The 13261-nt window shown below is 59.3% G+C and carries 10 protein-coding genes; 8 read left to right on the top strand and 2 right to left on the bottom strand.

Annotated elements, in window-relative coordinates; genetic code table 11:
• The first annotated feature begins 74 nt into the window (after positions 1-74).
• Positions 75-1112, top strand: coding sequence for an amidohydrolase family protein (locus ACRC4F_RS07290; RefSeq protein WP_438658701.1), 1038 nt, complete (start codon positions 75-77; stop codon positions 1110-1112).
• Positions 1109-2296 carry a phosphotransferase gene (locus tag ACRC4F_RS07285; protein WP_438658700.1) on the top strand — a complete coding sequence of 396 codons (1188 nt, stop codon included), beginning with the start codon at positions 1109-1111 and terminating at the stop codon, positions 2294-2296. Before ACRC4F_RS07290 ends, ACRC4F_RS07285 begins: the two co-directional genes overlap by 4 nt.
• A 60-nt stretch (positions 2297-2356) precedes the next feature.
• Here the strand turns inward: ACRC4F_RS07285 and ACRC4F_RS07280 are convergent, their stop codons facing one another.
• Entirely contained in the window at positions 2357-3241 is an 885-nt protein-coding gene (locus ACRC4F_RS07280; protein WP_438658699.1) for a DMT family transporter, read from the bottom strand.
• Between the two features lie 64 nt (positions 3242-3305).
• The gene (locus ACRC4F_RS07275; protein ID WP_083376110.1) at positions 3306-4151 is read right to left on the bottom strand and encodes an SDR family oxidoreductase; all 846 of its coding nucleotides are present in this window, start codon (positions 4149-4151) and stop codon (positions 3306-3308) included.
• A gap of 421 nt (positions 4152-4572) precedes the next feature.
• Here ACRC4F_RS07275 and ACRC4F_RS07270 point away from each other — a divergent pair, with 421 nt between their 5' ends.
• The 6 genes from ACRC4F_RS07270 (at position 4573) to ACRC4F_RS07245 (ending at position 13258) form a co-directional block, all read left to right on the top strand.
• On the top strand, positions 4573-6234 hold the full coding sequence (locus ACRC4F_RS07270; RefSeq protein ID WP_438658698.1) for a DUF1302 domain-containing protein: 1662 nt from the start codon (positions 4573-4575) through the stop codon (positions 6232-6234).
• Positions 6235-6264: 30 nt separating this feature from the next.
• The gene (locus ACRC4F_RS07265; RefSeq protein WP_083376112.1) at positions 6265-7632 is read left to right on the top strand and encodes a DUF1329 domain-containing protein; all 1368 of its coding nucleotides are present in this window, start codon (positions 6265-6267) and stop codon (positions 7630-7632) included.
• A gap of 95 nt (positions 7633-7727) precedes the next feature.
• Positions 7728-8858 carry a WD40/YVTN/BNR-like repeat-containing protein gene (locus ACRC4F_RS07260; protein ID WP_438658697.1) on the top strand — a complete coding sequence of 377 codons (1131 nt, stop codon included), beginning with the start codon at positions 7728-7730 and terminating at the stop codon, positions 8856-8858.
• Between the two features lie 35 nt (positions 8859-8893).
• Positions 8894-11425: an efflux RND transporter permease subunit gene (locus ACRC4F_RS07255; RefSeq protein WP_438658696.1), complete on the top strand. Its 2532-nt coding sequence runs from the start codon at positions 8894-8896 to the stop codon at positions 11423-11425.
• Positions 11426-11471: 46 nt separating this feature from the next.
• Positions 11472-12443 (top strand): lactoylglutathione lyase, encoded by a 972-nt coding sequence (locus ACRC4F_RS07250; protein ID WP_438658695.1) that lies wholly within the window; start codon positions 11472-11474, stop codon positions 12441-12443.
• The gene (locus ACRC4F_RS07245) at positions 12440-13258 is read left to right on the top strand and encodes an enoyl-CoA hydratase/isomerase family protein (protein ID WP_223434420.1); all 819 of its coding nucleotides are present in this window, start codon (positions 12440-12442) and stop codon (positions 13256-13258) included. Before ACRC4F_RS07250 ends, ACRC4F_RS07245 begins: the two co-directional genes overlap by 4 nt.
• Positions 13259-13261: the final 3 nt, after the last annotated feature.

Here is a 13261-nt window from a genome sequence, read left to right as displayed (position 1 = left end):
ATCCCTTAAATTGATCCGAATGCCCTGCGAGCGGGTCGTTCGGTCTGCTGGCTAATTACAACAAGGAGAACGCCATGCTGATTGATGTCCACGCCCACTTGCTGACTGAGGGCATGCTGAACCGCCACGAGTTTTGGGGGCCATTCATGAAAGTGCAGGGGCTGACCGTGGGGCATTTTTCCCTCGGCACCAAGCAACCGGCCAAAGCCGCGACGGATGCCGAAGCGCAGGCCAATATCCTCGCGCGCATGAGCCACGCCAGCCGTCGCAAGCTGATGGCCGAGCGGGGTGTCGACAAACTGGTGATGTCGACGCCGTCTCACTGCTTTATGTATTGGGCGGGTGATTTCGCTAATGAATACGCACGCATTTGCAACGACGAGTTGTCGGCATTTTGCCGGGCTGATCCCGACCACTTCGATTTCTGGTGCCACGCCAACCTCGCGGATCCGCTGAATGCGGCCAAGGAAATCGAACGCGCGGTGACTCAGTTGGGCGCCAAGGGTGTGTGCGTCGGCGGGGCCAACTTCAATGGTCTGGAGGCTCACGACGAACGCCTGTTCCCCGTCTGGGAAAAACTCACCCAGCTGGATGTACCGATCATGGTGCACGGCTTCAACCAGTCGATTTACTGGGGTGAAAAACACACGGACGACAAGTTCGAAACCACGTCCATCGTTGGTGACTGCGTCGATGAAACGCTGTTCTTCTGGTACCTGATCTGCGGCGGCGCGCTGGATGTTTTCCCGACGTTGAAAACCTACATCACTCACGCCGGTGGCATGGCGGTGTTCCAGTTGGGGCGCCTGAGCGAACTGAATCGGGCCATGGCACCGGACTCGCGCAATCAGCGGCCGTTGATGGATTACCTGCAGAATTTTTACTTCGACCTCGACGTTCATGCGCCCGGCTTGCGTCGCGGTGTTGCCGAGGTGGTGGGGGCGGAGCGTCTGCTGTACGGCACCAACTTTGGCGGGGCCTATGACCATGGCGATCTGACCGAAGGCATCGGCTTGTCCACTGAAGACCGCGAGCGGATTCGCAGCGGTAACGCGATCGAACTGCTCAAGCTGAAGGTGCCGGCCAACGCTGGTCGGGTGCTGACGCCGTGACGGATAGCTCGCTGGGGCGGCCCTACCCGCAGCGCAGCGGACGGTTGCCACGGCACCTGAGTGAAATCACCGCAGCCTGGCTAACTCAGCTATTGCAGCCGCGTTATCCGGGCGTCGAGGTGCTGGCGTTGACGGGAGTGGAAGTTCGAAACGGTCACACCACCAAATTCCGCGTCAGGCTTGAGTTGAATGAGGTCGGTCAGCGCGCGGGGATTCCTGCGCACGTGTGCCTGAAGTCGAATTGGTCCGAGGGTTTCGAGAGCGGCGATATCTGTGAGCTGGAAGCGCGCTTTTATCATTTGGCGCGCGGCTGGTCCGATGCGCCACTGCCAGACACCTATCTCACCGACTGGGACGCCGATGGAGGCGGCCGAGGCGTGGTGATGATGGAAGACCTCGGCCTGGCCGCGGGGCAATTTGGCCATAGCACCGATCACCTGGGCGTGGACGGTGTGGCTCGGGGGCTGGAATCACTGGCGACCTTGCATGCTGCCACCTGGAACAGTCCGCAGCTACGGGGCCAGGGCTGGCTGCCGGTGTCGATGGACAACCCGGTGGACAGCGACGGTCTGCTGCGCATGTACAACTACATCAAGGTCAATCTGCGCAAACCGGAATACCAACGGTTGTTGCCGAAATGGATGTACGAGACACCGGAGTTGTTCAGCCATGCCTTCGACGAATTGGCTGCCTTCGAACGGGAGCAGACTTCTCCCAGTTGTCTGATCCATGGCGACTCGCACCAGGGCAACAGTTTTTTACGCAGTGACGGTCAACGTATCTGGTTGGATTGGCAACTCGCCCGGTATGGCCGGCCATGGCGCGATGTCGCGTACTTCATGCTGGGTGCGTTGACCGTGGCGGAGCGCCGAGGCGATGCGCAGCGATTGCTGGCGATATACCGCGACAAATTGATCAGCCTCGGTGCCGAGGGTGTGCTCGACCAGGATGCGGCCTGGGAGCAATTGCGGCGTTGGCCGGTTTGGGGGATGCAGACCTGGATGTCGAACATGGATGAATGGGGGCAGGCGGGAATGCCGATGGTGGAACGTTTCTTCGCCGCCGCAGAAGACTTCGATACCGTACGCTTGCTGACCCATGGTCGTAAGCCTCGGCGGACGCCTTTACTTGGGCAGGATGCGCGGCCACTGACGCTAGCCTATCAGCACCTGTTGGAAAAATGAGCGAGACCAACCAGCAAGAGTGTGGACTCGCTCGACAATGCAAAACCACGGGCAAGTCAGTCAGGTAGCGGCTTCGGTCAGGACCCGTGCGGGTTTCCATTGCGCCAATCCAATCCCCAGCAAAATCAATCCGCCGCCGACCGCGTGGTACAGGTGCAATGTTTCCCCCAGCAACACAATCGCCAACACCGCGGTAAATAACGGGACCAGGTTCATCAGCACGGCGGTTTTTTCCGGCCCCAGGGTTTGCAGGCCTCGCATCCATAAGCCGGGTGCCAGCGCCGAGGCAAACAGACCCGCGAACAACACCAGCGGGACATTAGCGGTTGTCAGGGCTATCGAAGGGGCCAGCAAAAAAGGCGGCACCAACAGCAGGGTGCCGCAGATTATTTGCACGTAAAGGCTTTCCCAGGTCGGCAGGGGAATCTGCCACCGCTTGACCAGCACGCAGTACAACGCGTACGACAGCGAGGCCAGCAACATCATCAATTCTCCTCGGCCAACCCCGTGTGCCCAGAGCGAGGGCAGGTCGCCTGCGGCCAGCAACCACGTCAGCCCGGCAAACGACACCAGAGCGCCGACCAATAACGTCGCGGTCGGTCGGGTATTGAGCAGGGGAAAAGCGAGCAGCACGGTGAGCAGGGGCATGGTCGCCAGGATCAGGCCCATGGAAGAGGCGCTGACAGTGTGCGCAGCGAAATACGCCAGCGACTGGTACAGCGACATGCCGAGAAAGCCCAGCAACCACAACTTGGGCAGGTGCGGCCGAATCTGCCGCCGCAACCGCCAGACCCTGGGCAACAACACCGGTGACAACACCAGCAGCGCGACCAGCCAGCGGTAAAAGGAAATGGCGGCGGGGTCAATCACCCCAACCGACAGGCGATTGACCACGGTACTGGCGGCCCAGATCAGTGTGGCAAGAACAGGGAACAGCAAGTTCATCACGGGTGCGCCAACGTTGAGGGTGCGCAGTGCGCACCGGAGCGGTTGTCGATGTGTAATCGCGTTATTCACTGGCAGCGTTACGTGCGGCGATCGTCGCGGCAAAATCGCGTTTAAGGGTTGGGAAGTAGGCAATCTGTCCGCCCATGCCGCCGGCAATGTCGATCGAGGCGGCGCTGATGAAACTGGCATATTCGCTGGCGAGAAACAGTGCCATGCCGGCAACGTCTTCTGGTTTACCGTAGCGGCCGAGCGGTACTACCTTCATCACCATGGCGTCGAATTCCTCGCGACTGACGCCCGGTCCCATTTCCTTGTAATGACGGTCCCACTGGCCGGTATCGATCCAGCCCATGTTAAGGCTGTTGACCAGGATATTGTCCTTGGGCAGCGACATGCCCAGCGAGCGGGAGAGGGCGATGCACGATGCGCGGTTAATCACCGAAGGGATGCCGTCGGGCGTTGGAATCACCCCGGCCAGGGCGTTGATTTCGATGATCCGCCCCCAGCGCTGTTCACGCATGAACGGCACCACCGCCTGGACGAAGCGGAAATGCCCCATCTGCAGAATGTTGGCATGTTCGAGGATGACTTCCGGGGTGAGGGTGTCGAGGTTGCCGCCACGGCCTTGACCGGCGTTGTTCACCAACACATCGACCCCGCCCCACGCGTGTGCAACTTCAGCAACAAACGCCTTGACCCCCTCACTGTCCGTCACGTCGACAGCCCGGGCAATCACCGCCTGGGCGTGTTCCGCGAGTTGCGCGCCGACTTCGCGGACGTCTGCCTCGCTGCGTGCGCAAATCGCTACCCGTGCCCCCTCAGCGGCGAATGCCCGGGCGATGGCCAGACCAATTCCCCGGGAAGCGCCTGTGATGATCACGCGCTTGGCCCTCAAATCAATATTCATGGTGGCTCCTCTTGTTTTTTTTCTGCCGGTTCAACTGCCGTTTTTCCTGCGCAACGCCACGAGTTCTGTGGGTATGGCAGGGCTATTGAAAGCCTAAAGCCGAAAAGCGTCAAAGTTTATTTGAACGTTTATTGGTTTCGTGTGCAGTATCTACCAGTGGGAGCACCTTTGCTGGAACGATTCTTCACTTTGACGGGTATAAAATTCTAGATAGAGAATTGAAATCTTTATGTGGAATTTTATTTTGCGATCCGTTACGGTAACTTTCAGCTGAGGAGGAAAGTGGTTCTGGATGCGTGCCAGACCTCTTGAGCGGACTGTCCAGGCGAGACATTCAACGATATTGTGGGGTTGCGCAAATCGCTGGAAGGACCGTTTGAACGCACATGGCGACTGAAAATAACAATAAAAGGTAGTGTGTATGAATCATAAGACCAAGCAGAGTCGGCTGGTACTGGCTCAAGGTGCGCTTACGCTGATGATGGTTGGGGGCGCTCAAAGCGTCATGGCGCTCTCATTCGATCTGCCGAACCCCGATTACCGCCTTCGTTGGGACAACACAGTCCGCTACAACCTGGGCATGCGGACTGACAGTCAGGACAGTCGCATCATGAACACGCCGAACTTCGACGAGTCCGACGGCAAGTTCGATAAAGGCGACATTGTTACAAATCGTCTCGATGTGTTGAGTGAACTCGACTTTTCCTACCTCAACGAGTGGGGCGGACGCCTCAGTGGTGCAGGCTGGTTCGATCAGGCTTATAACGATCACGATGTGAAAAGTAATGTTCCCGGCTACGCCACCAGCTATCACAACAACCGCTACAGCGATGAAGTGAAACGCTACATGAACGGCCCGTCGGGAGAGATTCTCGATGCCTTCGTCTGGCGCAACTTCAATATTGGCGAGACACCGGTCAACCTGAAAGTCGGTCGGCATACCAACTATTGGGGCGAAAGCTTGCTGTTCGGCGCACACGCCGTTTCCTACTCCCAGGCACCCAGCGATGGCGTGAAAGCCTCGACCAGCCCGGGTATCGAAACCAAGGAAGTGTTCCTGCCGGTCGGGCAGATCTCGGCCAAGGCCCAGGTCACTGATCACCTCTCGGTTGCTGGTCAATACTTTTATGAATGGGAGCCCACTCGAATTCCTTATGGTGGTACCTATTTCGGTGCGGCCGACCCCTTGTTCGAAGGGCCGGACCAACTGCCAGTGGCGGCTAACGGAGCGACGTTGCAGCGTCAGGACTCACGCTTCGGTCGCGATGGCAAGAACTGGGGCGTGATGGCCAAACTCAACGTTGAAGAAGTCGAATCGACGTTCGGCGCCTACTATCGCCAGTTCGACGACTACCAGCCTTGGCTGGCCCCACAGGTCAAGGCAGCGCTGGGTTCGTATCGGGTTGTTTACCCGCGTGGCGTGAAGCTGGCGGGCGTCAGTTTTGCCCGGGTTTTCAATACGGTCGCGGTCGGCTCTGAACTGTCCTACCGCATGAACGGTGCCTTGAATGCCACCGGCGTCAGCGCGCTGGACGACGAAGGCCCGCGCGGCGACACCATTCACTTTATCGCCAACGCTGTTTACGGCGTCCCGCGTAACTTCATTTCGAACAACGCGACACTGGTCGGCGAGTTCGCCTACAGCCACTTGCAGCGCGTGACCGAACACGAAGAGCTCTATAAAGGTGTCGGAAAAGCCGCTTGCACCAACGCCAGAACGCCAGGCATCGCCGGGTCCGGCAGTGAGTCGGATGGCTGCTCCTCGAAAGATTATTACGCGGTCGCGGTCAACTACACTCCGCAATACATCTCGATCTTCCCCTCCTGGGACATGGATGTACCTCTCACTGTCAATTACGGCCTGCATGGCAACGCACCAACAGCCGGTGGCGGCAGCGAAGGCGCGCTGTCTTACTCCGTTGGCGTCAAACTCACTTATGCCCAGTTGTATGAATTCGGCCTGCGTTATGCCGATACAGCGGCCCAACCGAAGAACCTGGCCAATGGCACCGTCGCCGGTAACGGCAACGTAGGTGGTGAAGACCGCGGCTGGCTGGCTTTTACCTTCAAGACCTCCTTCTGATAAATCAAACAAGAATCGGAGAACGTGTTCATGAAACGTCCACTTGCATTAACTGCCGTCCTGATGAGTTTTGCGACCTGTAGCCTTACAGCAGCCGCTGCTGGCGACGCCTCGGACCTGGGTAAGAGCCTGACGCAGTTCGGAGCGATTCAGGCCGGTAACGCCGATGGCACGATCCCCGCTTACGAGGGCGGCCTGACCACCGCACCAGCGGGTTTCAAGCCCGACAGCGGGTTTTGGGTTGATCCGTTCAAGGATGAAAAACCCCTGTTTCGCATTGACGCCAAAAATGTCGACAAGTATGCGGACAAGCTCAGCGAAGGGCAGAAAACCCTGATCAAGAAATACCCGACTTACTACATCGACATTTACCCAAGCCATCGCACCACCGCCTATCCCAAAGCGGTGCTCGATGCCACCGTGCGTAACGCCGGCAGCTGCACGATCCAGAAAGACGGCCTGGCCGTTGATCCATCCTGCCGTGGCGGCCTGCCGTTCCCGATTCCGAAGACCGGCAACGAAGTGATGTGGAACCAGCAGGTGCGCTACAAGATCGGCACCGGCTACTCGACCACGTCTTCGTCCAACAGCTGGGTAGTCGACGCCAACGGCTCGATCACCAAGACCGCCGAACAGGCGACATTCGAAGAAACCCCGTACTACCAGGTGACTCAAGCGGATCGAGATCCACTGATGTACGCCCGGGTGTTCTCGCGCAATGACTATCCGGCCCGGCGCTCCGGTGAAGTGGTGGTGCTCACTGACTTCCTCGATCCGTTGGCAAAGGCCCGTCGTTCGTTCAGTTATTCCCCAGGCCAGCGCCGGGTAAAACTGGCACCGGAATTTGCCTTCGATACACCCGTGGCCAGCCAGGGCGGCGTGACGCTGTTCGACGAACTGCAAATGTTCTCCGGTAGCCAGGACCGCTTTGACTACAAGCTGGTTGGTCGCAAGGAAATGTACATCCCGTACAACGCTTACAAGTTCTACTTTGGCGTCGGCAAACAGGAAGATCAGTTCATGCCGCACCACGCCAACCCGGCGAACGAGCGTTGGGAGCTGCATCGGGTGTGGGTCGTGGAAGCGACGTTGAAGCCGGGCATGCGCCACGTCTACAGCAAACGCACCTACTACCTGGATGAAGATACGTTCGGCGTCGGCCTGTATGACGCCTGGGACAAAAGCGGCGCGTTGTATCGCTCGATCTTCCTCAGCGGCGTTCAGCTCTACGACAAAAACATTCCCTACAACGTGAAAAACGTCGTGTATGACTTCAACAAAGGCATGTACGCACTGCTCAACGATGGTTTGAAAGGCGGCTACAAGTTCATCGACAAACCACTCTCCGAGCGTGACATGAACCCTGAAGCCATTGTGGCCCGGGTCACCCAGCGCTGATGTGATTTCGCCTGTCCTGCCTGCCGGTTTGCGCATCAAGCCGAGCAGGCAGAACAGGTGGGTTTGCCACGCGGGATGGTTAAGGAATAAAAATAATGACTAGCCCTTGCCCTGCTTCTTTTCTTCTCTCCACTTCGCGCCTGCTCCTGGCTGTCGCGTTGACGGTCGGCGCGAGCTCATTGCTGACAACGCCTGCCTACAGCGCCGTCGCGTTGTCGGCCGACTCGCTCGACGTGCCAGCGCAGCGGGTCGATGAACACCTGCCCGCACCCTTGCTGTCGGTCGCCACGGCGGGCAACACGATGATCGGCGTCGGCCTGCACGGGTTGATCCAGCGCTCCACCGATGAAGGCCGCACCTGGCAACAGGTCGCTAGCCCGGTGTCCAGCGATCTGGTGCAGGTACGGTTTCGCGGCGAGCGTGATGGCTGGATCGTCGGTCACGATGCGGTGGTCATGCACACCACCGATGGCGGTGACAGCTGGCAAGTGCAACTCGACGGGCGCCGCCTGTTGACCTTGCTTAACGCTTACTACGGCCCTCGCGCTGAACAAGGCGATGAAGTCGCCGCCCAGATGCTCAAGGAAGTGGCGATGGCTGCCGGTACCTCGGCGACGCCGGACGTGTTGGCCGCACCTTTTCTCGATGTGATGTTCGATGAGCACGGCAGCGGGTTTGCCGTGGGTGCCTTCGGCCTGTTGTTGCACAGCACGGACGACGGCCAGAACTGGCAACCGTGGACCGAGCGCAGTGACAACGATCGGCGCATGCACCTGTATGGCCTGGCGGAACAGGCCGGCACTTTTTACATCGGCGGTGAGCAGGGTCTGCTGCTGCGCCTGGATGGTCAGCAACAACGTTTCGTGAAAATCGATACGCCCTACACAGGCACGTACTTCGGCGTGCGCGCCTTCGACCGTCTGCTGCTGGCGTACGGACTGCGCGGCAATCTGTTTGCCAGCCGTGATGACGGCCAGCAGTGGCAGCCGGTGGCAACCAATCTCAATAGCAGCCTCGTCAGCATCGTCGAGCAGGGTGATGCCTTGATCGTCGTGAGCCAGGGTGGGCAACTGGTCAGTGTTGACCGGCAGAGTTTGCAGGTCACGCCGCTGGCAGACGCGCGGGTAGGCGAGGTGTATGCAGCCAGTGCCACCAAACAGGCTGGGAGCCTGCTTGTCACGCGCTTCAGCGGCGCCAAGGTCATCGATATCGCCCAGGCCAACTAACGCCGTCGGCACGATTCCCCTACGAGAAAGAAAAAATGGTCGAGCAAAAATTCAACAGCGGGATGCCAGTGATTGCCAACCTGGAGGACTTTGACAAAAACTCCGGTGGCTGGTTTGAACGGGTCATTTTCCGTCATCGCATGGTGGTCGTCGTTGCCTGCTTGCTCGCCACGGTGGTGTTGGGCTTCTTTGCTACACGGCTTCAGGTGAATGCCAGCTTCGAGAAAATGATTCCCAGCTCCAGCCCGTACATCAAGAATTACCTGGCCTATAAAAACCAGTTACCGGGCCTGGGTAACAGCATTCGCGTAGTGGTGGAAAACAAATCCGGTGATATCTACGACGCCGACTATCTGCTGGCGCTGCAAAAGGTCAACGACACCCTGTACCTGATTCCGGGAATCGACCGCTCCTGGATGAAATCGCTGTGGATGCCCATCGTTCGCTGGAAAGAAGTGACGGAGGAGGGCATTGATGGCGGTGCGGTCATGCCATCGGATTACGATGGCAGCGACAAGTCGATCAAGGCCCTGCGCCGCAATATCATGCGCTCCGGGATCATTGGCAACCTGGTGGCCAACGACGGTCAGTCGAGCATGATCGTCGCGCCGCTGCTCGATACCAATCCGCAGACCGGGCAACCCCTGGATTACGGTGATTTTTCCAAGCAGCTGGAAGCGCAGATTCGCTCGCTGGAAAGTGACAAGGTGGGCATCCACATTGTCGGTTTCAGCAAGCTGGTCGGCGACCTGATCGACGGCCTGTATTCGGTCATGCTGTTCTTTGGCGCATCGGTACTGATCGCCGGGTTGTTCGTCTATTTCTATACCCGCTGCCTGCGCAGCACGTTGCTGCTGGTGAGCGTGGCGGTGGCGGGGGTGGTGTGGCTGCTGGGTTTGATGCAAATCCTCGGTTACGAACTGGACCCTTACTCGATCTTGGTGCCGTTCCTGATTTTTGCCATCGGGATTTCCCATGGCACACAAAAAATGAACGGCATTCTTCAGGACATTGGCCGTGGCACCCATAAATACATCGCTGCGCGCTATACCTTCCGCCGTTTGTTTCTCACCGGTCTGACGGCGCTCCTGACCAATATCGTCGGTTTTGCCGTGCTGGTGATCATTGATATCCCGGTGATCCGCGACCTGGCCCTGACCACCAGCATCGGTGTCGCCGTGCTGATTTTCACCAAACTACTGCTGATTCCGGTGGCGCTGTCGTACCTGGGCGTCAGTAAGAAAGCCGCGCGTATCGCCATCGCCAAAGATCAGGCGGGCGCAGAAAATCGGGGCTTGCTCGGACACCTCTGGCACAGTCTCGACCGCTTCACCGAACGTCCGTGGGCCACGGCGGTCATCGCCTTGTCGCTGCTGGTGACCTTGGGTTGCAGTGTGGTGATGATGCACCTCAAGGTGGGCGATCTGGACCCCGGCGCGCCCGAGTTGCGCGCGGATTCGCGCTACAACCTCGACAATGCCTACATCACCAGCCACTACGGACTTTCCAGTGACCAGTTTGTGGTCATCATGAAGACCAACGAAGACAGCTGCCGTCTGTACCAGTCGCTGCAAAGCATGGACAAACTGGCCTGGCGCCTGCGCCAGACGCCCGGTGTACAGACGACCCAGTCGCTGGCCGAAACCGTGCGGATGATCAGCTCTGGCATGGCTGAAGGCAGCCCTAAATGGCTGAGCATCAGCCGTGACCAGGCGATCACCAACTCGGCGGTGGATGCGGCGATGATTTCTGCTCCGGGGATCACCAACCAGCAGTGCTCGGTCACTCCATTGATCGCCTACCTGGCCGATCACAAAGCGGACACCCTGAGCCGAGTTTTGAAGGTCTCAGAAGAGTTTGCCAAGGAAAATAACAGTCCCGCTGGCGCTGAACAGCCCGTGGAATTCCTCTTGGCCGCAGGTAATGCCGGCATCGAAGCCGCCACCAACATCGAGGTAGAGAAGGGCATCATCACCATGTACCTGGCGGTGTATGGCGCTACGGCCTTGCTCTGCCTGCTGACCTTCCGCAGTTGGCGCGCAACGTTGGTGGCGCTGATTCCTTTGCTGATGACCACGATCATCTGCAAGGCGCTGATGGTCTGGTTGGGCATCGGCCTGAAAGTGGCGACGTTGCCGGTCATCGCCGTGGGTGTCGGTGTCGGGGTCGACTACGCGTTGTATCTGCTCAGTGTGCAACTGGCCGTGCAGGAACGCGGTGGCAGCCTGGCGGTTGCGTATCGCCGCTCGCTTGACTTCACCGGTCGTGTCGTTGCCCTCGTTGGCCTGACCATGGCCGCCGGGGTGATTACCTGGGCCTGGTCGCCGATCAAGTTTCAGGCGGACATGGGCATTCTGCTGACCTTCATGTTCCTGTGGAACATGCTCGGTGCGCTGGTGCTGATACCGGCCCTCTCGCACTACCTGCTCAACCCTAAAGGCAACTCCAAGGCCGGCGTGACCCTCGATCTGGAGGACGCGCGCGCCCAGCAGGAACCGCGCAAACCCGCGGCCGGCGCACCTGCATCCCAATTGACTGAACTCGCCTTACCCCGGCGCGTCCGCTGACTAATAGCCGGGCACAGACCTGGCTGGCAACTGCAAGGAGAGAACAATGTTCGAGTTATTGATGAGTGCCGACATGATGGTTCCGGACCCGGACGGCATGACGGAAATGTTGGTCGACAAGCTCGGCATCTACAAACACGAACGCTGGCGCCAGGCGTTCGATAATCACCCGTACATTGCGCATTTCCTGCGGGTGCACAAATCCCTGGCGGTGTCGCCCACGCGCATCGAACCGCAATGGCACCTGGACCGGCCGAACCCCGGTGATCCGTTGTTCCATGACTTTCTGGAAAGCCTGAAGGATTTCCAGGGGCATCATCGGCCGATGCTCACGCACTCCATCGTGCTGGCCCTGCACGGGGACAAGTTCGACGCGCTGGTCGACAAACTGATGCGTCGTCGCTTGCCGTTCCGCATGGCGCAGCGCACCCCGGAAATGCCCTTCGACCGCTTATGGCTGGGTGCTACTCCCGAGCAACCGTATTACCAACCCACTGTGGATGGCGGTTTGTGCATTGAAATCATGCCGACCGAGCCTTTGCAGATGCCGCCGGAAACCTATCAGTTACCGCCGATGCAGCCGCGCGATCTCAAGCCTGGCGACATGGTCCGCGTCACTGCTCGTGGCTTCCTGGTGCGCGATCTCGACGAAACCCTACGCAAGGTCTCGACCAACCTTGACTGGGAACCGAGCGGGCCTGTCGAGAACATCGGCAGCGAAGGTTATCGCCGTGCGCGAATGGGTTTTACCGTGCCGAACAGTGCCACCCTCGATGTGCTCGAGGCGACGCACTGGAACACCGACGCCGGCCACTACGTCAATAACTGGGGGCCGGGTCCGTACTACATCCGCATCGGTGTCAACGACCTGGCGGCCAAGGCTGAGGATCTGCGGTCTCGCGGCACGCGGTTCCAGTGGATCGAATCCTCGGAGGCCGTCGGCGGCCGTGCGTTGATCAAGATCGATCCACAAGAACTCAATGGCCAGGTCTTCGAGTTCGAGGAGTGCCCTGTATGAGCACAGCGCAAAAACCGCAGCCTCCCGTGCTGATCAACGACGCGGTGCGCCTTGAGCGTGATTCCATGGTGGGCTGGGTGGTACTGACCCGGCCCCGGCAGATCAATGCCATCAACGACGACATTCGTCAGGGCGTGCCGCAAGCACTGGCGCTGCTGCAGCAAGACCCGGACATTCGCGTGATCGTGATTCGTGGGGAAGGGGAGCGGGGCTTTTGTGCGGGGGCCGATATCAAGGAGCGCCGCGGCCCGGAATCGAGCCTGCAAGTTCGGCAGCGCATGGAACAGGTGCGCTGGATCGAAGCCCTGGACGGCATCAGCAAACCGGTGATCGCTGCTATTCATGGTTATTGCATGGGCGGTGGGCTGGAACTGGTGCTGGCGTGTGACATCCGCTTCGCCGCGCCCGATGCCGTGTTCGCCTTGCCGGAAACCGGCCTGGGGCTGATTCCCGGTGGCGGTGGTACGCAACGGCTTTCCCGAGTGGTCGCGCCGGGCCAGGCGTTGGACATGTTGCTCACCGGAGACCGGGTGGGTGCCGAGCAAGCGCAGCGCATTGGTCTGGTCAGTCGCTTGGCCAGTGACAATGCCAGCCTGCTGGACGAAGTCCGTGCCTTTGCTCAGCGCATCGCCAGCAAACCACCCACCGCGTCGGCTTTTGTCAAACAAGCGGCTCGGGCGGCACTGGACATGGACCTCAAACGTGGCCTGGATCTGGAGCTTGATCTGTTCGCCTTGCTGGCCCCGACCAAGGATGCCCGCGAGGCGGCCCAAGCGTTCAGCGAGCGGCGCGAACCGCGGTTTACCGGCGAGTAAAGC

Origin of the sequence: Pseudomonas sp., from assembly GCF_051660785.1 — a bacterium.
Classification (GTDB): Bacteria; Pseudomonadota; Gammaproteobacteria; order Pseudomonadales; family Pseudomonadaceae; genus Aquipseudomonas.
This window is presented reverse-complemented; position numbering and strand designations above follow the sequence as displayed.

What these genes read in the sequence shown, in the direction of transcription:
- ACRC4F_RS07245 (WP_223434420.1), top strand. Translation starts at nt 12,440, where the DNA reads ATGAGCACAGCGCAAAAACCGCAGCCTCCCGTGCTGATCAACGACGCG.
- ACRC4F_RS07280 (WP_438658699.1), bottom strand. Translation starts at nt 3,241, where the DNA reads ATGAACTTGCTGTTCCCTGTTCTTGCCACACTGATCTGGGCCGCCAGT.
- ACRC4F_RS07275 (WP_083376110.1), bottom strand. Translation starts at nt 4,151, where the DNA reads ATGAATATTGATTTGAGGGCCAAGCGCGTGATCATCACAGGCGCTTCC.
- ACRC4F_RS07290 (WP_438658701.1), top strand. Translation starts at nt 75, where the DNA reads ATGCTGATTGATGTCCACGCCCACTTGCTGACTGAGGGCATGCTGAAC.
- ACRC4F_RS07260 (WP_438658697.1), top strand. Translation starts at nt 7,728, where the DNA reads ATGACTAGCCCTTGCCCTGCTTCTTTTCTTCTCTCCACTTCGCGCCTG.
- ACRC4F_RS07265 (WP_083376112.1), top strand. Translation starts at nt 6,265, where the DNA reads ATGAAACGTCCACTTGCATTAACTGCCGTCCTGATGAGTTTTGCGACC.
- ACRC4F_RS07250 (WP_438658695.1), top strand. Translation starts at nt 11,472, where the DNA reads ATGTTCGAGTTATTGATGAGTGCCGACATGATGGTTCCGGACCCGGAC.
- ACRC4F_RS07255 (WP_438658696.1), top strand. Translation starts at nt 8,894, where the DNA reads ATGGTCGAGCAAAAATTCAACAGCGGGATGCCAGTGATTGCCAACCTG.
- ACRC4F_RS07270 (WP_438658698.1), top strand. Translation starts at nt 4,573, where the DNA reads ATGAATCATAAGACCAAGCAGAGTCGGCTGGTACTGGCTCAAGGTGCG.